We start from the raw sequence: 20,384 nt of genomic DNA, 5'->3' as shown, positions 1-20,384 counted from the left end.
GAGACTTGAGGAATTCGATCAAAACAACAAAAATGTCATTTGGATCTAGGCTGGTAGGAACGGAACTTGCACATTTGGCACTCCGACCTGTTTGCACGAATGCCTATATGAACCGGAAATCGACCAGCGGATTTACATTGATTGAACTGATGATCGTGGTGGCCATAGTCGGCGTGCTAGCTGCTGTAGCGTTGCCCGCCTATCAGGAGTTTGCAATACGAGCGCGGGTAGTTGAGGCAGTGACGGCTGCGAACCCAGCCAAAGAGCGTTTGGCGGAGGGCTTCCAGACGGGCGGGATTGCCGGAATGAACACTGCGGCAGCTCTCTACAATGCAATCCCCGTCGGAAATAAGTCCAGCAAATATGTAGGTGGTGTAGCAATTACAGCCAGCGGTGCCCCTTGGGCTGTCATTGTGAGCTTGTCAGCTTCACCAAACAATGGCTTCCCTGTTGGACTGCATGGACGGACTGTGGTGTTTTCTCCCAATATTGAAGGATCGGTGCCAGTAGCCACCTCTACAGGCGCAATGGATTGGGCCTGTGCGAGTGCTTCGGCTGAGGTAGCAACAGCCCGGGGTATGACCAATAGAACCTTGGGTACTTTGCCCGCTAAATATGCACCTTCGGAGTGCCGCTGAGAGTATTTGACACTACACCTTATCCGTGTAGTACCCAGACTTACCTCCCTTTTTTTCAACGACTCGAACGTCCTGCATCACCATCCCCCGGTCCACCGCCTTACACATGTCGTAAATTGTGAGCAGGGAGACCTGCACTGCCGTCAGTGCCTCCATCTCTACCCCTGTTTGCCCAACCGTTTCCACGGTAGCCACGCACTCAATCCCGGTCACCTTTTGGCTCGGCGTGCTGGACCTTGTGAATTCCAGCGCTACCCGCGTCAGCGCCAGCGGATGACACAGCGGGATCAAATCACTCGTCTTTTTGGCAGCCATGATCCCTGCAATGCGTGCAATTCCCAGCACGTCGCCTTTTTTGGCAATCCCAGATTCGATCAAGGCCAAGGTTTCCGGCTGCATCTCGATGCGGCCAGTGGCGACGGCCACGCGGTGGGTGGCGGGCTTGGCGCCAACATCCACCATGTGGGCTTGGCCTTGGGCATCGAAGTGGGTGAGGGGTGAGGGGGGGGTAGACATGGACAATGGAGCGAAACGTTTTTGGGGCGAAGGCATCATAAGGCGTTAGTCGTACAGGGCAACGCATGTGCATGGCCCTGAGGGTGGACAAAGGACCTTCGTGCAAAAATTTCAACAAAAATGGCTTGTAGCGCTTGTTCAGAAAGCGCTAATAGCTATTATTTTTATAGCAAACAGCATTTTGTACGCACCAGTGGCGAGTGCCCAGACGGCCTTGCCCACCCTCGGCGACCCCAGCGACCTCACCACCAGCGCCGAGCGCCGCCTGGGTGACCGCATCATCCGCGAACTCTACAGAGACCCCGACTACATCGACGACCCCGTCATTGCCGACTATGTGCAAGGTATCTGGCGCCCTTTGATGGCTGCCGCCAAGGCGCGTGGGGAGCTCTCGCCAGAGCTGGATGAGCGCTTCGCGTGGGAGATCCTGCTGGGGCGCGACCGCACGGTGAACGCGTTTGCGTTGCCGGGCGGCTATCTGGGCGTGCACCTTGGCCTGATCGGGGTCGTTACCACCCGCGACGAGCTGGCCTCGGTGCTGGCCCACGAGCTCAGCCACGTCACCCAGCGCCACATCTCGCGCCTCATCACCCAGCAAAGCAAGCAGACGCCCCTGCTGCTGGGGGCGATGATTCTGGGCGCGCTGGCGGCCAGCAAGAATCCGGGCGCCACGCAGGCGCTGGTGGTGGGGGGGCAGGCGCTGGCCATGCAGAACCAGCTGAACTTTTCGCGCGACATGGAGCGCGAGGCGGACCGCATTGGCTATGGCCTGATGGCCCCCGCCGGGTTTGCACCGCAGGGCTTTGTCAGCATGTTCGACAAGCTCCAGCAGGCCAACCGGCTCAACGACAACGGTTCGTGGCCATATCTGCGCAGCCACCCGCTGACCACCGAGCGCATGGCAGACATGCATTCGCGCCTTCCGCCCGGAGAGGCTTCCGCAGCGGCCACAGTGCCATCGACCCTGGAACACGCCATGGTTGCAGCGCGTGCCCGGGTATTGGCCAACCCCGGCGTGGACACCTTGCGCCAGTGGATTGCCGAGCCGCAAGGTTCCGGTTTTGCAGCCCTGCCCGCCTCCCGGCGTGTGGGCGCGCTGTACGCGGCTGCGCTGGGCAGCAACCAGCTTCGGGACGCTGCAGGTGCCCGCACTGCCGCAAAGAAGCTGGAGGACCTGGTGCGCAATGATGCCGCTGCCCACCGACTTGCAAAGCTGCTCGCCGCCGAAATCGAACTGGCCGCTGGCGACGCTGCCGCCGCAGTCAACGCACTGGCTGCCGATGCGACCAACACCACCAGCAGCAGCAACCGGCGCCCTGAACTGGTTTTGCGCTCACAGGCCTTGCTGCGCGCTGGGCGCGCTGCCGAAGGAACCAGCGCCCTGCAAACCTGGGTGGCCACACACCCCCGGGATGCGACGGCGTGGCAGCTTTTGGCGTCCACCTGGCAGGCTCAAGGCCAGGCACTGCGCGCAGTGCGCGCCGAGGCAGAAGCCCACGCCGCACGCTATGACTATGCAGCTGCGGTAGACCGCTTCAAGGCGGGCCAGGATCTGGCGCGGCGGGGTGGACCGCAGGTGGACCACATTGAGGCGTCCATCATCGACACCCGGCTGCGCGCGGTGGAGTCACTTCTTCGCGAACAGGCCGCCGAGCGCTGATTCAATCAGCACACCCAGCAGCGAATAGATCAGCGACCCGAGCAGCGCCGCGCCGAAGCCATTGACGTGGAACCCGTCCAGTACGCTGGCGGCGGCCCAGAACATGAGCGCGTTGATGACGAAGAGAAAAAGGCCGACGGTGACGATGGTGACCGGCAGCGTCAGCACCACCAGCACGGGCCGCAACACCACGTTGAACAGGCCAACGACAAAGGCCGCGATCAGCGCGGAGGTGAAGCTCTGCACTTCCACACCGCTGTAGACATAGGCCACAAACAGCAGCGATGCAGCGCTGAGAAGCCATTTCAGGAGGAGTTTCATGGCCGGAGAATAGCACCGGCCGAGGGAACCAAGAAATGCGCAAAACGGGAGCCAAGCCCCTGGCAGTCAGCCCGCGCGCTGACTGCCTATTCGAAAGCCAGCATCCACAACGCTCCGCAACCCGTGAGCAGGCTGCCCAGCGTTCCTGGCATTGGCGACCAGCCTTTGTCCGGGCGCACAGGCGCAGGCTCCTGTGCCAAATCCGTCTTGGGCCGGCGCGCATCTACCACCTGGGCCACGGAGGCGCCTGCAGCCTGCAACTGATCGGTCAGCTCCGCCAGCGGCCCCTTGGCCAGTACGGTGGTCACTCTGTCCGTGGGCACCCGCAGCACGGGAAGGATCTGGGCAAACAGCTTGTCAGCCCACTTGGCTCGCCAGTTTTCACGGGCGCTGTGGCTTACCCACTTGCTGATGCGATGGGTCATCCGTGGCGCACAGGCCACCAGCACCCATTGTGTTCTGGCAGCCGCGTCGCGCGCGAACAAAGGTGCCAGCACCTGCTGCGCATAAACCGCGTCGTCCACATACACGATGACTCTGTCCATACCGACTCCCATTGAGGACCAAGGACAAAAGGGGGCATAAAGCCCCCTTTTGCAATGGTCGGTTCCGTATGTCTGCCTTTAGCCCTGCTGCTCGGCAGGTGCCGCCGCCGCGCGGCGCGCAACGATGATCTTGCCAGCCAGCAGAACCAGCAGCGCACCCGCCACGCTGGCACCGTACTTGATCATGTCTGTCTGTGGCAGTTTCAGCATCCACTGCCACTTGTCGGGGTTCGAGAAAGCAGGGTCCGTCACCAGCATGCCGCCAGCGATCCAGCCCAGCAGCATGCCGCCCGCCGTGATGATCATCGGGAAACGCTCCATGAGCTTGATGACCAGCTGGCTACCCCAGACGATGATCGGGATAGAGATCAGAAGGCCCAGCACGACCAGCAGGAACTGGTGCTCGCCCGCATTCTGCGCAGCGCCCGCAATGGCGATCACGTTGTCCACGCTCATCACCAGGTCGGCCACGATGATGGTCTTGATGGCGGCCAGCAGCTTGTCGCTGCCTTGCACGTCACCGTGGCCCTCTTCATCGGGAGCCAGCAGTTTGACGCCAATCCACACCAGCAACAGCGCGCCCACGAACTTGAGGAACGGCAGCGCCAGCAGGGTCATCGCAAAGGCGATCAGGATCACACGCAGAACAATAGCCCCGGCAGTGCCCCAGATGATGCCCTTGGTACGCTGGGCCGGAGGCAGCTTGCGGCAGGCCAGCGCGATGACCACCGCGTTGTCGCCGCCCAGCAAGATGTCGATGATGATGATCTGGCCGAGTGCGAGCCAGAATTCGGGCGAAGCCAAAAAGTCCATAAATTCCTCAGTATCAATACACGCGAAGGGGGAGTTCGCCGCCACTGTAGCGCCGAGTCCACCCAAGGGATAAAGGGCCTGCGGTCGGGGGATCAAGGACTGCCCTGACAGGGCAAGCAACGAAAGGACGGCCTTGATCAGCCCCAGCGGGCCCATCAAAGGTCTTGCTCAGCCCGGCGCCCTTGCGGTATGCGCTGAACCCGGACCGCCGGAAGCGATGTTTCGCTTCGTACTGACGACGGTTCCGATGCCTCGCGCCCCCACGCACCAAAATTTGGCAATGCCGGAATGCAAGTCGGGAGCTACTCCCCTTCGAAGCGTCGATTGGAACATCGCCCGCACGGTCGCGCAAGGGCAGCGCGATTGTGGTTATTGCGTACACACCCCCTCAAAGGCTGCCCCAAAGGGGCCGAAGCTCCCTGCAAAACACCTTTGCCAGGGTTGCCTTGTCCGCGCGGCTATGATCCAGCCCCTTCGCTCAAACCTCCATGGCCGCCATCCACATCACCGACATCGAAGCCGCCATCAACCACTGGCGCAGCCGGGTGCCTTCGCCCGACGGAGTCTCCCTGGCCCCGGAGATCCGCGCGCTGGCAGAGGTCTATGCGCAGATGGTGTTCCGGCGCGAGGACGTGGTGGAAGAAGACCGCCTGCCCCCGGATGCCCTGGACGCCTGGCATGCCTGGTACGGCACCACGCCTGACACGCCCTGTATCGCCATCTGCTCCACCAGCCAGGGCGACGACCTGTGCAAAGGGTGCGGGCGCACGTTTGACGAAGTGCAGTTCTGGCCCGCGATGGGCCCTGCCGAAAAACGCGCGGTGTGGCGACGCATCACGCTGGAGCACTCTGCGTGGCGGTTCAACCGCTATGCAGAACGGGCGGCCGAAGGGGTTTCCAAAGCGCCGGCGCCAGCGGGCGCGGCGTAACCCGCTCCTTTTCTTTTCAACACGTCGCCCCGCCTCGCAAGCTGCAAACATACGGGGGCTGTACGCCCGGCGGTCAAACGGCTATGGTGGGCCCATGCTGCGCCTCACCCAAGCCCCGAACATCGCCATCGCCACGTTGTGGGCGGACTTGTTGTGCGAAGCGGGCATGACGGCCTCCGTGCAGCGCCAGTATCTGGGTGCCGCGGCGGGGCACCTGCCGCCGGACCAGTGCCTGCCCGAAATCTGGCTGGACTACGACGAACACGCCACCCGCGCACGCGCGCTGCTGCAGGAGCTTCAGGATTTGCCACAGCGCCGCTGGGCATGCCAGTGCGGCGAGACGGTCGAAGGCGGATTCGAGCAGTGCTGGCAGTGTGGCGCGCTCATGCCACGGAACTGAGTCAGAAACTACCAAATTGATAGCTGTTAGCGCTTATCCATCAAGCGCCATAGGCCATTTTGACCAGTATTCCAGTCACTTCCATCGGACGGGCTCCACATGCACACTGCCCTGCGTGCTGCTCAGGGTGATCGCGCCTTCCTGCACCGTAGCCTGCAGTTGCATGCTGCGCTCGGCCAGCTGCGCCAGTGCCTGGGATGCCTCCGTGGGGATGCGCCAGACCTGCAGCTTTTCCAGGCGTGACAGTTTGGTCTCGATGCCTTTCCACCAGATCTCTGCGGCGTGGTTGAAGCAGTAGACGATCACAGAATCGGCCTTGCTGCAGGCCTTGGTGAGCGGCTTGTCTTCGGGCTGGCCCACCTCAATCCACACGCGCTTGCGGCCGGTAAAGTCGGTGAGCGAGGCATCCGGGTCATCCGGGTCCGACAGACCCGCACCAAATGCCAGCGTGGCGTCGCCGTTGCAGAGGTCGTTGAGCTGGTGCGCCTGGATGGCCAAAGCAGCCAGCCGGACCATCATGCGCTCGTCGGTCTCGCTGGGGTGGCGCGCCAGCGTGAGGGCGTGGTCAGCGTAGTAGCCGTGGTCGATGTCGGCGATCTGGAGGTTCGCCTTGAAGATGGTGGATTTGATGGCCATGCAGCCTCACTACTAAATAGATAGCTGCCAGCGCTTTATCTACAAGCGCTGGAGGCCAGAAAGGCTATAAATCTGCAGGCTAGACGCGCCGTGCGAGTTCGGCGGCTTTGCCCACATAGCTGCCGGGCGTCATGGCCAGAAGGCGGTCTTTTTCGGCCTGGGGGATTTCCAGCGAGGCGATCAGGCCGTGCAGCGCCTCGGCGGTCACGGTCTTGCCACGGGTCACTTCCTTGAGCTTTTCGTAAGCGCCCTGCACACCAAAGCGGCGCATCACCGTCTGGATGGGCTCGGCCAGCACTTCCCACGAAGCATCCAGGTCTTCGGCCAGCGCTTCTTCATTCAGCTCCAGCTTGTTCAGGCCGGTCAACAGCGAGGCATAGGCCAGCGCCGCGTAGCCCAGGGCCACGCCCATGTTGCGCAGCACGGTGCTGTCGGTCAGATCCCGCTGCCAGCGGCTGATGGGCAGCTTTTCAGACAGGTGCTTGAGCAGCGCGTTGGCCAGGCCCAGGTTGCCTTCGGCGTTTTCAAAGTCAATCGGGTTGACCTTGTGCGGCATGGTGCTGGAACCAATCTCGCCCGCCTTCAGGCGCTGCTTGAAGTAGCCCAGGCTCACATAGCCCCAGATGTCGCGCGAGAGGTCGATCAGGATGGTGTTGGCGCGGGCCACGGCATCGAACAGCTCGGCCATGTAGTCGTGCGGCTCGATCTGGATCGAGTACGGCTGGAAGGTCAGGCCCAGGCCCAGCGGTTCGGGCGTTTCGATGACCTTCTTGCTGAAGGCTTCCCAGTCAAACTCAGGCCAGGCGGACAGGTGGGCGTTGTAGTTGCCCACGGCGCCGTTCATCTTGCCCATGATCTTGACGGCGGCGATCTTCTCGCAGGCCGTTTGCAGGCGCATCACCACGTTGGCCATTTCCTTGCCCACGGTGGTGGGGCTGGCGGTCTGGCCGTGGGTGCGGCTGAGCATGGGCACATCGGCAAAGGCGTGCGACATTTCGCGCAGCTTGAGCACGATGCGGTCCAGGCCCGGCAGGATGACCTGGTCGCGACCTGAACGCAGCTGCAGCGCGTGGCTCGTGTTGTTGATGTCTTCGCTGGTGCAGGCAAAGTGCACAAATTCGGAGGCCTTTTCCAGCTCGGGGCGCGCCTCGAACTTGCTCTTGATCCAGTATTCGACGGCCTTGACGTCGTGGTTTGTTGTTTTTTCGATCTCTTTGATGGCGGCGGCGTCAGCTTCGGAGAAGTTCTTGATCAGGCCGAGCAGATAGGCGCGGGCGCCCGTGGTCAGGGGCTTGAACTCGGCGAAACCGGCATCCGACAGGGCAATGAACCAGGCCACTTCCACCTGCACACGGCGGTGCATGTAGCCGTGTTCGCTCATGATGGGGCGCAGGGCGGCAAGTTTGCTGGCGTAACGGCCGTCAAGCGGCGACAGGGCGGTAATGGTGGACAGGCTCATGGCGCGCCATTGTAGGCGTGGTGTGTAAGCGCCACGCAGCCGTCAGCTTGCGGGCGGGCAGCTGCCGATAGAATCAATCTCGAATCGTTCAGCCTACCCCGCGCCCTGGAAGACACACCATGAAATTGATCGGAGCCACCGCCAGCCCCTACGTACGCAAGGTACGTATCGTGATGGCCGAGAAAAAGCTCGACTACCAGTTCGTGCAAGAAAACGTCTGGGCAGACGACACCCATATTTCCACCTCCAACCCCTTGGGCAAAGTGCCCTGCCTGGTAATGGAAGGCGGCGAGGCCGTTTTTGACTCCCGCGTGATCGTCGAATACCTCGACACCCTGTCGCCCGTGGGCAAGCTGATCCCGTCGCAAGGCCGCGAACGCGCCGAGGTCAAGACCTGGGAGGCACTGGCAGATGGTGTGATGGATGCCGCCATCCTGGCCCGCCTGGAAGCCACCTGGGCCCACCGCAAGGACAGCGAGCGCAGCCAGGCCTGGATCGACCGCCAGCTGATCAAGGTGAACGACGGCCTCAAGTCCATGAGCCAGGGCCTGGGCGACAAGCCGTATTGCAGCGGCATCCACCTCAGTCTGTCCGACATCGCCGTGGGCTGCGCCCTAGGCTGGCTGGAATTCCGATTCCCCGACATCGCCTGGCGCAGCGAGTACCCCAACCTGGGCAAGCTGCTCGACAAGCTGATGCTGCGCCCTAGCTTCGCCGATACCAAACCGTCCTGAGCGGCCAGCGAGAGCGGGCATTGGTTTTTTGAACCCCCTGCGCCTGGCTTGCCGTATGCTTGGGCGCTTATGAACGAAATGGTTCAAAACCCTCCGAAACCCGGTGATGTACGGGCCACCCGCCAGCGCGCAGCGCGCGAGGCCGCCACCACGCCCGGGGCGGACAGGGTGCGCGTCAACGACCCCGACCGCACGATGGCCAACATCCTGCAGGTAGCCACGGCAGAGTTTGCGGACAAGGGCCTGGCCGGGGCACGCATCGACGAGATCGCGGCACTGACCAGCACCAGCAAGCGCATGATCTACTACTACTTCGGTAGCAAGGAAGGTCTGTATGTCGCGGTGCTGGAGGAGGCCTACCGCCGCATCCGGCGCATCGAATCGGAGCTGCACCTGGAAGACCTGGCGCCCGAGCAGGCCCTGCGCACGCTGGTGGGCTTCACGGTGGACTACCAGCTCGCCAACCCCGACTTCATCCGCCTGGTGATGAACGAGAACATGCACCGGGGCGAGTACATCACCAAGTCGGCCACGATCCAGGAACTGAACATCCCCGTCATCCATGCCGTGCGCGATGTGTACCAGCGTGGCGTGGCGGCGGGTGTGTTCCGCCCCGACGTGGACCCGGTGGACCTGCACATGTCCATCTCGGCCCTGTGCTTCTTCAACGAGGCCAACCGCCACACCTTTGGCGCAATTTTCAAGCGCTCCCTCGACACCCCCGCCGCCACGGCGCAACGCCGTGAATCGATCATCGAGATGATCGTGCGCTTTCTGCGGCCCTGACCTTCCCGGCCCTGGCGCGCACACCGGCCCGCGTCAAAAAGCTCCTCATCAGCACCCTGCGCGCGCGCCGTGCATGGCTGCGTGCTGCCATGACAAACCATGCAGGGTTTGCACCTAGATCAAATACTAACCAGTTCGTACAAAATTATTCCAACGTTTCAATACAACGACTGGAGACACCATGTTTGCACTGGCCGACCGCGTGCTGCGGGGATACACCCGCGTGCTGGATGCACTGGCTGGCCTGTGCCTGGCGGTGATGGTGGTGCTGGTGTTTGGCAATGTGGTGCTGCGCTACACCATGAACTCCGGCATCACCGTGTCGGAAGAACTCTCGCGCTGGCTGTTTGTGTGGCTGACCTTCATGGGCGCCGTGGTCGCGCTGCGCGAACATGGCCACCTGGGCACGGATGCGCTGGTGTCGCGCCTGCCCGCTGTGGGCAAGAAGGCCTGCCTGGTGCTGGCACAGATCGCCATGCTGTACGTGTCGTGGCTGCTGCTCAGTGGCAGCTGGGCCCAGATGCTGATTAATTGGGACACCGAAGCACCCGTGACCGGCGCCTCGGTGGGCATCTTCTACGCCAGTGGCGTGCTGATGGGCGGGTCGGGGATTGCCATCTTGCTGCACGACCTGCTGCGCACCCTGTTCGTTCCGCTGGCGGAGCATGAGCTGGTCATGGTGCAGGAGAGCGAAGAACTGGCGGCCCTCGCGCACCGCCCTGCGGGCGCCGATGCATCCCACGAAGCGCCCGGCAGCCACCGCCCCTGAACCCTCCGCACAGGCTCTCCACCATGACCGTCACCATCTTCCTCGGCTCCCTGCTGCTCGCCATGGCGATCGGCATTCCCATCGCCTTTGCGCTGCTCATCAGCGGCGTGGCGCTGATGTGGCATCTGGACCTGTTCGACGCGCAGATCCTGGCGCAGAACGTGATCAACGGCGCCGACAGCTTTCCGCTGCTGGCCGTGCCCTTCTTCATGCTGGCGGGCGAGATCATGAATGTGGGCGGCCTGTCCAAGCGCATCGTGAAACTCGCGCTCACGCTCGTGGGCCATGTACCCGGCGGCCTGGGCTATGTGGCCATCATGGCGGCGGTGATCCTGGCCGCCGTGTCGGGCTCGGCCGTGGCCGATGCTGCAGCGCTGGCCTCCCTGCTGCTGCCCATGATGGTGGCTGCGGGCCACAACAAGGAACGCTCGGCCGGGCTCATAGCGTCGGCCGGCATCATCGCCCCCGTGATCCCGCCGTCCATCGGTTTCGTGATCTTTGGTGTGGCGGCCAACGTGTCCATCAGCAAGCTGTTTCTCGCAGGTATCGTGCCCGGCATCCTGCTGGGGCTGGCGCTGGCCCTTACGTGGTGGTGGCTGGTGCGGCGCGAAGATGTGGCGCCCCCCAAGCGGGCCACCCGTGCTGAACTGGCCGTGGCCCTGCGCGAAGCCGTGTGGGCGCTGGGCCTGCCCATCATCATCCTGGTGGGGCTGCGCATGGGCGTCTTCACTCCCACCGAAGCCGCCGTGGTGGCCGCCGTGTATGCGCTGTTCGTGTCCATGGTGGTCTACCGCGAGCTGAGCTGGCACCAGCTGGCCGATATCTTCCGCGCCTCGGCCCGCACCAGCGCGGTGGTGATGTTCCTGGTGGCTGCCGCCATGGTGTCTGCCTGGCTGATCACCGTGGCCGACCTGCCCTCCAAGGTCATCGGCATGCTGGAGCCCTTCATGGGCAACCCAACGCTGCTGCTGATCGCCATCATGCTGCTGGTCATGGTGGTGGGCACGGCCATGGACATGACGCCCACCATCCTCATCCTTACGCCCGTGCTGATGCCGGTGGTCAAGGCTGCAGGCATCGACCCGGTGTACTTCGGCGTGCTCTTCATCATCAACAACGCCATCGGGCTCATCACCCCACCCGTGGGCACGGTGCTCAACGTGGTGGCCGGGGTGGGGCGCATGTCCATGTCGCAGGTCACACGCGGCGTCACGCCCTTCATGCTGGCCCAGTTGGCCGTGATGTTCCTGCTGGTGCTGTTCCCCTCCATCGTCATGGTGCCGCTGCGCTGGTTGGGTGGTTGACCCCCATCTGCGCCCCGGCCCTTTTCTTTCCGCTCCGTTTCTGCCCCGCCTAAAACTCAAGGAGACATTTCCATGAAGCTGCTCAAAACCCTGCTCACCACCGCCCTCGTTGCCGCGTCGCTGCTGCCCGCTGCACACGCCCAGGAGCGCACCATCAAGTTCGCCTTCCAGAACCAGAAGGACCACCCCCAGGCCCAGGGCGCGCAAAAGTTTGCCGACCTCGTGGCGGCCAAGACCGGCGGCCGCATTGCCGTCAAGCTCTTCCCCGGCGGCACGCTGGGCGGTGACCTGCAGACCGTGTCGGCCCTGCAGGGCGGCACGGTGGAGATGACCGTACTCAACGCGGGCATCTTGTCGGCCCAGGCCAAGGAATTCGGCATCTACGACTTCCCGTTCCTGTTCGCCACGCCCCAAGAGGCCGACGCCGTGACCGACGGCCCCTTCGGCAAGAAACTGCTCGACAAGCTGCAAGCCAAAAACCTGGTCGGTCTGGGCTATTGGGAGCTGGGTTTCCGCAACCTCACCAACAGCAAGAAACCCATCACCAAGGCCGAGGACATCGCGGGTCTCAAGATTCGCGTGATCCAGTCGCCGATCTACATCGACCTCTTCAACGCGCTGGGCGCCAATGCCGTGCCCATGCCTTTCCCCGAGCTGTACACCGCCATGGAACAGAAGGCCGTGGACGGCCAGGAGAACCCGTTCTCCACCATCCTGTCGTCCAAGTTTGCCGAGGTGCAGAAGTACCTCACCGTCACGCGCCACATGTACAACCCCCAGGCCGTGATCGTGAGCAAGAAGTTCTGGGACAGCCTGAACCCCGCTGACCAGAAGGCGCTGAACGACGCGATGGCCGAGGCCACGACTTTCCAGCGCGGCGTGTCGCGCGTGCAGGCCAACGTGGCGCTCGAAGACCTCAAGAAGGCGGGCATGCAGGTGTCCGAGTTCTCGCCTGCCGAGCTGGACAAGCTGCGCGCCAAGGTGAAACCCGTCGTTGAAAAACACAGCGAGAAGGTGGGTGCCGAGACCGTGCAAGAGGTCTATTCCACGCTGGCCAAACTGCGCGGCGGCAAGTAAGCAACCGCTGCAACCCCTGCGCTGCCGTGCGGTGAACACACCACCAACCCGGCAGCGCGCTCACCCCGCATTCCGCCCGCCCCATGAGCCTCCAGCTCCTCGATCCCCCGGTCATCCCCACCACGTCCACCATGTCTTCCACTAGCCCCCGCAAGGTGCTGATCGGGCTGATCGGCGCCGGCATCCAGAAGTCGCTGTCGCCGGCCCTGCACGAGGAAGAGGCGCGCCACCACGGCATGCGTCTGCACTACCAGCTCATCGACCTGGACCGCTCTGCTTCGTCGGCGGAGCATCTGCCCACGCTGTTGTCTGCGGCGCGCATCATGGGCTATGCGGGCTGCAACGTGACCTACCCCTGCAAGCAGGCCGTGATCCCTCACCTCGACAGCCTGTCCGAGGAAGCGCGCGCCATGGGCGCAGTGAACACGGTGGTCATCCGCGACGGACAACTGGTAGGGCACAACACCGATGGATCGGGCTGGGCCTGGGGCTTTACCCGCGCACTGCCCGGCGCTGACCTGCGCCGCGTGGTGCTGCTGGGTGCGGGTGGCGCGGGCGCTGCGATTGCACACGCAGTGCTGCGCCTGGGTGCACAGCATCTGAGCATCGTCGATGCACAACCTGAACGCGCCGCACAACTGGCCGCCGACGTGAATGCGCTCTACGGCGCGCGCGCCGAGGCCGGTGAGATCCGCTCGGCCATGGCCCACGCCACCGGGCTGATCCACGCCACGCCCACGGGCATGGACAAGCTGCCGGGCCTGCCGCTGGACGTGGGCCTGCTGCGCCCCGCCATGTGGGTGTCCGAAGTCGTGTATTTCCCGCTCGACACCGCCCTGGTGCAGGCTGCACGCGCGCTGGGCTGCCGGGTATCGGACGGCGGCGGCATGGCCGTGGGCCAGGCCGTGGGAGCGTTTGAGCTGTTCACCGGCGAGGCCCCTGACGCCGCCCGCATGGACGCACATTTCCGCCGACTGGTCAGCAGCGCCCGCTGACCCCTTCCGCGCACGACAACACAAGGAGCTGAACCCATGAGCACCCCGATGGTGGCCACCCGCGAAGCGCTGGGCGACATGCCCAACCCCCTGGGCCTGCAGGGCATCGAGTTCATCGAATACGCCACCAGCCGACCGCAGGCGCTGGGCCAGGCGCTGGAGCGCATGGGTTTTCAGCCCGTGGCGCGCCACCGCTCGCGCGAAGTGCTGCTGTACCGCCAGGGTGACATGAACATCATCGTCAACGCGCACCAGGACACCGAACGCACCGGTGTGCATGCGCCGCCCGCACTCACGGAAACACCGGTGCTGGCCGCCATCGCCTTCCGCGTGGGCAATGCAGCCGCAGCATTTCGCCGCGTGCTGGAACTGGGCGCGTGGGCCGTGCACACCGAGGTCGAGGTGATGGAGCTGAACATCCCCGCCATCCACGGCGTGGGCGCGAGCCGCATCTACTTTGTGGACCGCTGGAAGGAGTTCTCGATCTACGACGTGGACTTTGTGCCCATCCCCACCGTCAACCCGCGCCCGCCTGCGCTGCAGGGCCTGCACCTGTTTGGCGTGGTGCAGTACATCGGCCTGGGCCGCGCCGCTGACTGGATCCATTTCTACAGCGAGCTGTTCGGTTTTGCCGAGCTGGCACCCGACCAGTCGTTTGGCGTGCTCACCCATGGCCGCATCCTGGCCAGCCCCTGCGGCACGCTGCACTGGCAGCTGATTGAACCGCTCGTCGATGCGCTGGATGCCGACCCCGAGGAGCTGCTGCAGCGCGTGGCCTTTGGCACACCCGACGTGCTGGCCACGGTGCAAGCGCTGCGTGCGCGCGGCGTGGAGTTTGTCGAGTCGCCCACGGGCGTGCACACCGGCACGCGCGGTGCCCTCACGCGCGCCGACACCGCATCGCCCAGCTTCGAGCTGGTGCTCGACGCCCGCTGAGCCTGGAGACCGCCCATGCGCCAATCCACCATGCAACGCAACGTCGCCGATTTCGGCATGGACACCATCAGCCTGGCGGGCTCACTGGAGGCCAAGCTGGCCGCCGTGAAAGCCGCCGGCTTTGGCCAAATCATGCTGGCCGCGCGCGACATCGTGGGCCACCCCGAGGGCATCGAAGCCGCTGTGCACGCGGTGCGCAACAGCGGCCTGCGCGTGACGGGTTTCCAGGTGCTGCGCGACTTCGAGGGCCTGTCGGGCCACCTGCACAGCTACAAGGTGGACATTGCCAAGCAGATGATCCTGATGGCGCGCGACCTGGGCGCGCCCGTGCTGCTGGCCTGCAGCTCCACGTCATCGCACGCCACGGCGGATGCCGAGGCCATTGCACGCGACCTGCGCAAGCTTGCGCTGCTGGCGCTGCCCCATGGCATCCGTGTGGCGTTTGAAGGCCTCTCGTGGGGCCGCCACATCAACGAAGTGCACCAGGCCTGGGCCGCAGTGGAGCAGGCCGATTGCCCCAACCTCGGTCTGGCGATCGACTCGTACCACCAGTTCGCCACCAGCACGCCGCTCTCGGCCTTGGAAGATGTGGACCCCGAGAAGATCTATCTGGTGCAGCTGTCAGACTTCATGTGGCAGGAGACCCGCACGGTGCAGGAGCGCATCGAGACCGCGCGGCACTTTCGCGTGTTCCCTGGCGAGGGCGTGCACAGCCAGGCCCTCGCCGAGCTGGTGCGCACGCTCGATGGCATGGGCTACCAGGGCGACTACAGCTTCGAGGTTTTCAACGACGACTACCAGCAGCTGCCGCTGCCTTATGTGGCGCAACGCGCGTGGAACAGTGCGCTGTGGCTGGCGGAGGGGGTGCTGCAGCGCGCCGTGCCGCTGCCCGGGCACCCGCGCATCAAGACCCTGGCGTGACCAACGCGTCAAAGCGGCAGCGGCCAACGATCAGCTGTTGGCGCGCTTCTTGAGCCAGCGCATCAGTGCGCCCACCACGGGCAGCTTTTCGTACAGCTCTTCGGCAGCGTCCCAATAGTCGCGGTGCAAGCTCACCAGGCCTTGTTCGTCCAGCACCAGGTGCGAGGCACCGCGCACCGTCTGCGTCACGCCCTTGTGGAAGTCCTTGAAGGCGAACAGGAAGTCCCAGGTCAGAAAACATTGCTGCCCCTGCACCACGCGGCCGGTGACCACAAAACGCGGCTGCTCCAGTGCCTCGAACATGTGGGCAAAGATGCCCTGGATGGCAGGCACGCCCACCACCTCGTTGAACGGATCCTTGAAGCGCGCCTGAGGCCCATAGAACTGGCCGATGGTCGCCACATCGGCGGGCGACAGGTTTTCAAAAAACGCAATGACGCGCGTAACGGCTTCTTCCGTAGCGATCGTGGTTTCCGGTGGGTGCATACCGTTCAAAGACCTGTGAATTTGCGAACCGCCGGAAAGTACCACCGATACGGCAGCACACGCAGCAGTTTCATCACCCGCGTGAAGCGCTTGGGAAAGTGGATGTCGAAATGCCCCCGCTCCCAGCCCTGCACGATGGCAGCCGCCGCAGCTTCGGGTGAGATGAGGGCCGGCATGGTGAAGTCGTTGCCCGCCGTGAGCGGCGTGGCCACAAAGCCCGGGTTGATCACGCTCACGCCCATGCCCAGGTCATGCAGGTCCAGGTAGAGCGCCTCGGCCAGGTTGATGAGCGCCGCCTTGGTCGGCCCATAGGCCAGGCTCTTGGGCAGCCCCCGAAAGCCCGCCACGCTGCTGATCAGGCTCACATGGCCCGGGCGCCCGGCCTGCGCTGCGGTCAGCATGGCGGGCAACACGCCAGCCAGCACATGCAGCACGCCGTTGTAGTTGATCTGCTCGTGGCGCAGCATCACGTCCAGGTCGAAGTCGGTGGCGCGCATGTCGCGGTAGTAGCCCGCGCAATAGCACACCATGTCGGGAACACCACCCGCCAGCACCTGCGCGGCGGCGGCCTGCACCTGTGCCGGTTCGGCGGTGTCAAAAGCCAGCGCCGTGCTGCCGGGGTGCTGCCGGGCAAAGGCGTTCAGCGCATCACCACTGCGCGCCGACACGATGACCTGCGCGCCGCGCGCATGCAGCGCAGCCGCTGTGGCCCGGCCAATGCCGCTGCTGGCCCCGATGAGCCAGGCCCGGCGGCCATGCCAGTCGCGCAGGGGTGGGTTGAGGCTCATGGTGCGCGTTTGGTGAAGGACAGGGTGATCTCGCCCAGGCGCACGCCGAACTTGCTCATGGTGGCGCGGTTGAGCATCACGCGGTCGTCAATGAGGTACATCCAGTCGTCCAGGTCCACGTTGTAGACCTTGCCATCCACGGGCAGCGCCAGCGTGTAGTTCCAGCGGAAGGCGTTGCCACGCGTCTGGCCGTTGGCCGTGCCCACCACATCGTCGGCGGTGCCGGTGTAGCGGCCGTCGGCATGCTTCGTCAGCCGCCAGATGCGGCGCTGCGTGGTGCCGTCGGAGTAGGTGAAGGCTTCGTCGAGCACGCCCTCGTTGCCTTTCCAGCTGCAGTCCATGACCACGGTGAAGCGCTTGACGATCTGGCCGCTGCGGTCCTGGAAGATGCCGTAGGCGTCGATCTTGCCGTTGAAATACTGGGCCAGGTCCAGCACCGGTTTTTCGCTGGCGTAGCCATCGAGGTTCTGGCTGGCGCAGCCAGACAGCACCATGGGTGCGGCCACAGCGGCCGAAAGGAGGAGACGTCTTTGCATCATGGTGGTGGGCCTTGGTCGGTTCGAATTCAGACAGTCGCCGCGCCACGCGGGCGGCGCAGGATGAGGAGATAGAGCGCGGCCGCAGCGGTGAACTTGAGCACGCAGGGCAGCACTGCATAGGCCAGGCCGAGGGTCTGCAAACCGTCATCGCTGCGCGTTCCGGGGCTGTAGCCCAGCCATCCCAGCAGGGGCAGCGCCAGGCCTGCCGCCAGTGCCAGGTTGAGCTTGGTGGCAAAGTTCCACCAGCCAAAGTACGCGCCCTCGTGCTGGCCGCTGTCGCCCTCGGCGGCAATCACGCCAGCCAGCAAGGCGCTGGGCAGGGCCAGATCGGTGCCCAGGGCCACGCCGGACAGCGCACAGACGACGAGGAACGGCACCACATCACCCGCGCCCAGAAACGCAGTCCACACAAACACGGCAATCGCCAGCAGCATGCCCGCCAACCAGGTGCGCGCCAGGCCCCAGCGCGCCACGGCACGCAGCCACAGCGGGATGGACAGCGCAGCGCACACGAAATAGGCCGCGAGGAACATGGGCTCCTGCGCGGTTGGGGCCTGCAGCCGGTCCTGAATAAAAAACAGCACCAGCGTGGCCGGTATGGCGCTGGCAATGCCGTTGAGCATGAACACCGCCAGCAGGCGGCGGAAGGCAGGGCGGCCCCAGGGCCGCCACAGGCTGGCGCGCTGCGGGGGGCGGTACACACCGGCCACGGCGACACCCGCATGCGCTGCGGGGCGAGGGGCTCTGGTCCAGGCCCACCAGCCTAGCAGCAGGGTGATGGCAAACACACTGAGCATCACCGGCAGGCCCAGCAGCGCGGGCAGCACCGATGCCAGCACCACGCCGACCAGCGCAGCACCCTCGCGCCAGGCCACGATGCGGCCACGCTGCAGCTCGTCGCCGCCCAGGCGCGCGCCCCAGGACTGGTGTGCAATGCTGAGCTGGCTGTAGGCGGTGTAAGTGATGAGCAATGCCACCAGTGCCCAGGCAATGAGCGCATCGGCCCCCCGCACCAGCGGAAAGAACAGGCTGCTCAGCCCCAGTGCCAGCACCACCGCCGACACCGCGCCCACCGCCAGCACGGCGCGCACCGAGCGGCCGAAGAGGTAGTCAGACAGGCGGCCCAGCAGCGGGTCGGTGAACGCATCAAACAGCCGCGCTGCCAGCAGCACCGAGCCCAGCGTGGCCAGGGGCATGCCAAATTCGCGCGCATAGTGGTTGGGCAGCAGCACATACAGCGGCAGCGCCACAAACGCCAGCGGCAGGCCCAGCAGCCCATAGGCCAGGCCTGCGCTGGCGCGGATGGGCTGCGTGGAGGTCATGGTTGGCCTGCAGTGCGGGTGGCGGCCAGCAATTCCTGGCGCAGCCCTGGTTCGGAGGTCTGCGGAGACAGCCAGATGCCAAAGAACAGGCGCGAGAACTCGGCGTCCGGCACCTCACCGACGACACGCCCCGCCATCTTGAACACCGCACCCACGCCCGGCTGGTGAATGCCCAGCAGGCGGTCGCCCGACTTCACATCCGGCAACGCGGCCTGCAGCGCCTGCTGCCAGCGCGTGGCCTGTTGGGGCGTGAAGCTGCCCACGCGGCGCATCTCTTCCAGTGAGCGTTTGGCGATGGCCTCGGCCGTGAAGTCGCGGTGGTAGGTCAGCTCCAGCGCCAACGGCTGGGCGCCGTAGTTGTCTGCGTCAAAGCCGGGCTGCACCCACAGGCGGGCGCGGTAGATCTCGAAGCCCAGAAACCGGAGCACGCCCTGGCCCGCCAGGCGCACGCCTGACAGGGGCGTGGCGGTGGCCGACTCTGCCGCCTGGGCCATTGGCACGGCCTGCGCGATAGCGGAATTTGAATAAAAAAATGCTCCAGCGCTTATCCATAAAGCGGTAATAGCTATGTTTTTCATAGCATTCAATCCTTCACCAGCGTGTACTGCACCAGGTCGATGTTGCTCATCGCAAATGCCGCTTCGCAGTACGCCAGGTAGAACTCCCAGATGTGCAGGAAGCGCTGGTCAAACCCCAGCTGCAGGATTTGCGTGCGCTGCGCCAGAAAGCGCTCGCGCCAGCGCTTGAGGGTTTCGGCGTAGTCCTGGCCAAACGCAAACTCGTCGACCACGCGCAGGCCTGCCGCCTCGGCCTCTCGGCGGAACTCGCGCGGACACGGCAGGCAGCCTCCGGGGAAGATGTACTGCTGGATGAAATCCGTGGAACTGATGTAGCGCTCGAACAGGCTGTCGTCGATCACGATGCTCTGGATGCAGGCCTTGCCACCTGGCTTGAGCAGGCGGTTCACCGACTGGAAATAGGTGGGCCAGTATTCGCGGCCCACGGCCTCGACCATCTCGATGGAGCAGATGGCGTCGTACGGACCGTCCTGGATGTCACGGTAGTCCTGCAGGCGCAGGTCGGCGTGCTCGGCCACCCCCTGCTGTGCCATGCGCTTTTGTGCGAATGCGAGCTGCTCGGTGGAGAGTGTCACTCCCGTCAGGTGGGCGCCGAATTCCACGGTCGCCATCTCGGCCAGCGCACCCCAGCCGCAGCCAATCTCCAGCACCCGGGCACCTGGCTCCACCCCCGCCATGCGCAGCGCGCGGCGCACCTTGGCGTGCTGGGCAATGCGCATGTCGCCGCCTGCATCACCCTCGAACCAGGCGGACGAGTAGTTCATCGTGTCGTCCAGCCAGAGTTCGTAGAACGCGTTGCCCAGGTCGTAGTGGGCGTGGATGTTCTTCTGGCTGTTGGCGCGGGTGTTGCGGTTGAGCAAATGCTTGATGCGGTACAGCAGACGCCCGGCCCAGGTGCCGTAGATCACGCCTTCCACCTGCTGGCGGTTGGCGATGAAGAGCTTGAGCAGGTCGGTGAGGTGCGGCGTGGTCCAGTCGCCTGCGATGTAGCTCTCGGCAAAGCCGATGTCGCCCGACCGGAGTGCGGCACTGCACACGTTCCAGTTCTTGAGCGTGATGGCCGCCGAGGGGCCATCACCGTGGCCGAAGTGCTGCAGCGTGCCGTCGGGCAGCTGCACCGTGAGGTGGCCATGCTGCAGGCGCTGCAGCAGCTTGAGCGCCGTGCGGGCGGCAGCCGGGGTGCCAGCGGGCAGGGCCAGGGCGGTGCGGGGGGCGGTGGTGGAGTTCATGGC

The 20,384-nt window shown here is 64.5% G+C and carries 24 protein-coding genes; 12 read left to right on the top strand and 12 right to left on the bottom strand.

The genetic code is table 11. The features are described from left to right. Positions 1-107 precede the first annotated feature (107 nt). On the top strand, positions 108-638 hold the full coding sequence (locus LPA35_RS12510) for a pilin (protein ID WP_304505255.1): 531 nt from the start codon (positions 108-110) through the stop codon (positions 636-638). 12 nt (positions 639-650) lie between these two features. On the opposite strand, the gene moaC is transcribed toward LPA35_RS12510, so the two are convergent. Then, positions 651-1,154 (bottom strand): cyclic pyranopterin monophosphate synthase MoaC, encoded by a 504-nt coding sequence (gene moaC, locus LPA35_RS12505; protein ID WP_228897194.1) that lies wholly within the window; start codon positions 1,152-1,154, stop codon positions 651-653. Positions 1,155-1,254: 100 nt separating this feature from the next. On the opposite strand from moaC, the gene LPA35_RS12500 reads away from it, so the two are divergent. Then, the gene (locus tag LPA35_RS12500; protein ID WP_370641425.1) at positions 1,255-2,814 is read left to right on the top strand and encodes a M48 family metalloprotease; all 1,560 of its coding nucleotides are present in this window, start codon (positions 1,255-1,257) and stop codon (positions 2,812-2,814) included. On the opposite strand, the gene LPA35_RS12495 is transcribed toward LPA35_RS12500, so the two are convergent. The 3 genes from LPA35_RS12495 to LPA35_RS12485 all read right to left on the bottom strand — a co-directional run bounded on the left by LPA35_RS12495 (position 2,782) and on the right by LPA35_RS12485 (position 4,493). Then, positions 2,782-3,135, bottom strand: a complete 354-nt coding sequence (locus LPA35_RS12495; protein WP_228897193.1) for a phage holin family protein — start codon at positions 3,133-3,135, stop codon at positions 2,782-2,784. The genes LPA35_RS12500 and LPA35_RS12495 overlap by 33 nt on opposite strands. Before the next feature lie 86 nt (positions 3,136-3,221). Continuing rightward, positions 3,222-3,680: a hypothetical protein gene (locus LPA35_RS12490; RefSeq protein ID WP_218300852.1), complete on the bottom strand. Its 459-nt coding sequence runs from the start codon at positions 3,678-3,680 to the stop codon at positions 3,222-3,224. Positions 3,681-3,758: 78 nt separating this feature from the next. After that, positions 3,759-4,493: a TerC family protein gene (locus tag LPA35_RS12485; RefSeq protein ID WP_055394555.1), complete on the bottom strand. Its 735-nt coding sequence runs from the start codon at positions 4,491-4,493 to the stop codon at positions 3,759-3,761. 488 nt (positions 4,494-4,981) lie between these two features. On the opposite strand from LPA35_RS12485, the gene LPA35_RS12480 reads away from it, so the two are divergent. Together LPA35_RS12480 and LPA35_RS12475 are read left to right on the top strand one after the other, a co-directional pair. Continuing rightward, on the top strand, positions 4,982-5,422 hold the full coding sequence (locus LPA35_RS12480; RefSeq protein ID WP_055394553.1) for a DUF3717 domain-containing protein: 441 nt from the start codon (positions 4,982-4,984) through the stop codon (positions 5,420-5,422). Positions 5,423-5,516: 94 nt separating this feature from the next. Continuing rightward, on the top strand, positions 5,517-5,822 hold the full coding sequence (locus LPA35_RS12475; RefSeq protein ID WP_228897192.1) for a DUF2007 domain-containing protein: 306 nt from the start codon (positions 5,517-5,519) through the stop codon (positions 5,820-5,822). A gap of 75 nt (positions 5,823-5,897) precedes the next feature. On the opposite strand, the gene LPA35_RS12470 is transcribed toward LPA35_RS12475, so the two are convergent. Further along, entirely contained in the window at positions 5,898-6,458 is a 561-nt protein-coding gene (locus tag LPA35_RS12470) for a YaeQ family protein (protein ID WP_008903834.1), read from the bottom strand. 79 nt (positions 6,459-6,537) lie between these two features. Continuing rightward, positions 6,538-7,917 (bottom strand): adenylosuccinate lyase, encoded by a 1,380-nt coding sequence (gene purB, locus LPA35_RS12465; RefSeq protein ID WP_121421591.1) that lies wholly within the window; start codon positions 7,915-7,917, stop codon positions 6,538-6,540. A 119-nt stretch (positions 7,918-8,036) separates the two neighbouring features. Here purB and LPA35_RS12460 point away from each other — a divergent pair, with 119 nt between their 5' ends. The 8 genes from LPA35_RS12460 to LPA35_RS12425 all read left to right on the top strand — a co-directional run bounded on the left by LPA35_RS12460 (position 8,037) and on the right by LPA35_RS12425 (position 15,439). Then, positions 8,037-8,651, top strand: coding sequence for a glutathione S-transferase N-terminal domain-containing protein (locus LPA35_RS12460; protein ID WP_055394547.1), 615 nt, complete (start codon positions 8,037-8,039; stop codon positions 8,649-8,651). A gap of 69 nt (positions 8,652-8,720) precedes the next feature. Beyond that, a complete protein-coding gene (locus LPA35_RS12455) occupies positions 8,721-9,437 on the top strand; it encodes a TetR/AcrR family transcriptional regulator (RefSeq protein WP_228897191.1) in 717 nt (238 codons plus the stop codon). Positions 9,438-9,618: 181 nt separating this feature from the next. Continuing rightward, on the top strand, positions 9,619-10,206 hold the full coding sequence (locus LPA35_RS12450) for a TRAP transporter small permease (RefSeq protein WP_228897190.1): 588 nt from the start codon (positions 9,619-9,621) through the stop codon (positions 10,204-10,206). A 23-nt stretch (positions 10,207-10,229) separates the two neighbouring features. Continuing rightward, a complete protein-coding gene (locus LPA35_RS12445; protein WP_228897189.1) occupies positions 10,230-11,510 on the top strand; it encodes a TRAP transporter large permease subunit in 1,281 nt (426 codons plus the stop codon). Positions 11,511-11,582: 72 nt separating this feature from the next. Further along, the gene (locus LPA35_RS12440) at positions 11,583-12,587 is read left to right on the top strand and encodes a TRAP transporter substrate-binding protein (RefSeq protein ID WP_228897188.1); all 1,005 of its coding nucleotides are present in this window, start codon (positions 11,583-11,585) and stop codon (positions 12,585-12,587) included. A gap of 131 nt (positions 12,588-12,718) precedes the next feature. Beyond that, on the top strand, positions 12,719-13,582 hold the full coding sequence (locus tag LPA35_RS12435) for a shikimate dehydrogenase (protein ID WP_228897307.1): 864 nt from the start codon (positions 12,719-12,721) through the stop codon (positions 13,580-13,582). 36 nt (positions 13,583-13,618) lie between these two features. Further along, the gene (locus LPA35_RS12430; RefSeq protein ID WP_228897187.1) at positions 13,619-14,518 is read left to right on the top strand and encodes a VOC family protein; all 900 of its coding nucleotides are present in this window, start codon (positions 13,619-13,621) and stop codon (positions 14,516-14,518) included. A 15-nt stretch (positions 14,519-14,533) separates the two neighbouring features. Continuing rightward, entirely contained in the window at positions 14,534-15,439 is a 906-nt protein-coding gene (locus LPA35_RS12425; protein ID WP_228897186.1) for a sugar phosphate isomerase/epimerase, read from the top strand. Between the two features lie 30 nt (positions 15,440-15,469). Here LPA35_RS12425 and LPA35_RS12420 read toward each other — a convergent pair whose 3' ends face one another. From LPA35_RS12420 to LPA35_RS12395, 6 genes are all read right to left on the bottom strand, one after another. Beyond that, positions 15,470-15,925, bottom strand: coding sequence for a nuclear transport factor 2 family protein (locus tag LPA35_RS12420; RefSeq protein WP_055394683.1), 456 nt, complete (start codon positions 15,923-15,925; stop codon positions 15,470-15,472). Between the two features lie 5 nt (positions 15,926-15,930). Next, a complete protein-coding gene (locus LPA35_RS12415) occupies positions 15,931-16,713 on the bottom strand; it encodes an SDR family oxidoreductase (RefSeq protein ID WP_121508179.1) in 783 nt (260 codons plus the stop codon). Further along, a complete protein-coding gene (locus LPA35_RS12410; protein WP_228897185.1) occupies positions 16,710-17,252 on the bottom strand; it encodes a DUF3833 domain-containing protein in 543 nt (180 codons plus the stop codon). The genes LPA35_RS12415 and LPA35_RS12410 overlap by 4 nt, the downstream gene beginning before the upstream one ends. A 26-nt stretch (positions 17,253-17,278) precedes the next feature. Then, positions 17,279-18,574: an MFS transporter gene (locus LPA35_RS12405; protein ID WP_228897184.1), complete on the bottom strand. Its 1,296-nt coding sequence runs from the start codon at positions 18,572-18,574 to the stop codon at positions 17,279-17,281. Continuing rightward, positions 18,571-19,068, bottom strand: coding sequence for a chalcone isomerase family protein (locus tag LPA35_RS12400; RefSeq protein WP_121421602.1), 498 nt, complete (start codon positions 19,066-19,068; stop codon positions 18,571-18,573). The genes LPA35_RS12405 and LPA35_RS12400 overlap by 4 nt, the downstream gene beginning before the upstream one ends. Before the next feature lie 89 nt (positions 19,069-19,157). Continuing rightward, positions 19,158-20,381, bottom strand: coding sequence for a cyclopropane-fatty-acyl-phospholipid synthase family protein (locus LPA35_RS12395; RefSeq protein ID WP_228897306.1), 1,224 nt, complete (start codon positions 20,379-20,381; stop codon positions 19,158-19,160). Between the last annotated feature and the right edge of the window lie 3 nt (positions 20,382-20,384).

Origin of the sequence: Acidovorax sp. Leaf73 (assembly GCF_916855635.1) — a bacterium.
In the GTDB taxonomy this organism is placed as follows: domain Bacteria; phylum Pseudomonadota; class Gammaproteobacteria; order Burkholderiales; family Burkholderiaceae_C; genus Acidovorax; species Acidovorax facilis.
This window is presented reverse-complemented; position numbering and strand designations above follow the sequence as displayed.

Coding starts and splice junctions, on each gene's coding strand:
- LPA35_RS12510 (WP_304505255.1), top strand. CDS start 108: ATGAACCGGAAATCGACCAGCGGATTTACATTGATTGAACTGATGATC.
- moaC (WP_228897194.1), bottom strand. CDS start 1,154: ATGTCTACCCCCCCCTCACCCCTCACCCACTTCGATGCCCAAGGCCAA.
- LPA35_RS12495 (WP_228897193.1), bottom strand. CDS start 3,135: ATGAAACTCCTCCTGAAATGGCTTCTCAGCGCTGCATCGCTGCTGTTT.
- LPA35_RS12490 (WP_218300852.1), bottom strand. CDS start 3,680: ATGGACAGAGTCATCGTGTATGTGGACGACGCGGTTTATGCGCAGCAG.
- LPA35_RS12485 (WP_055394555.1), bottom strand. CDS start 4,493: ATGGACTTTTTGGCTTCGCCCGAATTCTGGCTCGCACTCGGCCAGATC.
- LPA35_RS12480 (WP_055394553.1), top strand. CDS start 4,982: ATGGCCGCCATCCACATCACCGACATCGAAGCCGCCATCAACCACTGG.
- LPA35_RS12475 (WP_228897192.1), top strand. CDS start 5,517: ATGCTGCGCCTCACCCAAGCCCCGAACATCGCCATCGCCACGTTGTGG.
- LPA35_RS12470 (WP_008903834.1), bottom strand. CDS start 6,458: ATGGCCATCAAATCCACCATCTTCAAGGCGAACCTCCAGATCGCCGAC.
- purB (WP_121421591.1), bottom strand. CDS start 7,917: ATGAGCCTGTCCACCATTACCGCCCTGTCGCCGCTTGACGGCCGTTAC.
- LPA35_RS12460 (WP_055394547.1), top strand. CDS start 8,037: ATGAAATTGATCGGAGCCACCGCCAGCCCCTACGTACGCAAGGTACGT.
- LPA35_RS12455 (WP_228897191.1), top strand. CDS start 8,721: ATGAACGAAATGGTTCAAAACCCTCCGAAACCCGGTGATGTACGGGCC.
- LPA35_RS12450 (WP_228897190.1), top strand. CDS start 9,619: ATGTTTGCACTGGCCGACCGCGTGCTGCGGGGATACACCCGCGTGCTG.
- LPA35_RS12445 (WP_228897189.1), top strand. CDS start 10,230: ATGACCGTCACCATCTTCCTCGGCTCCCTGCTGCTCGCCATGGCGATC.
- LPA35_RS12440 (WP_228897188.1), top strand. CDS start 11,583: ATGAAGCTGCTCAAAACCCTGCTCACCACCGCCCTCGTTGCCGCGTCG.
- LPA35_RS12435 (WP_228897307.1), top strand. CDS start 12,719: ATGTCTTCCACTAGCCCCCGCAAGGTGCTGATCGGGCTGATCGGCGCC.
- LPA35_RS12430 (WP_228897187.1), top strand. CDS start 13,619: ATGAGCACCCCGATGGTGGCCACCCGCGAAGCGCTGGGCGACATGCCC.
- LPA35_RS12425 (WP_228897186.1), top strand. CDS start 14,534: ATGCGCCAATCCACCATGCAACGCAACGTCGCCGATTTCGGCATGGAC.
- LPA35_RS12420 (WP_055394683.1), bottom strand. CDS start 15,925: ATGCACCCACCGGAAACCACGATCGCTACGGAAGAAGCCGTTACGCGC.
- LPA35_RS12415 (WP_121508179.1), bottom strand. CDS start 16,713: ATGAGCCTCAACCCACCCCTGCGCGACTGGCATGGCCGCCGGGCCTGG.
- LPA35_RS12410 (WP_228897185.1), bottom strand. CDS start 17,252: ATGATGCAAAGACGTCTCCTCCTTTCGGCCGCTGTGGCCGCACCCATG.
- LPA35_RS12405 (WP_228897184.1), bottom strand. CDS start 18,574: ATGACCTCCACGCAGCCCATCCGCGCCAGCGCAGGCCTGGCCTATGGG.
- LPA35_RS12400 (WP_121421602.1), bottom strand. CDS start 19,068: ATGGCCCAGGCGGCAGAGTCGGCCACCGCCACGCCCCTGTCAGGCGTG.
- LPA35_RS12395 (WP_228897306.1), bottom strand. CDS start 20,381: ATGAACTCCACCACCGCCCCCCGCACCGCCCTGGCCCTGCCCGCTGGC.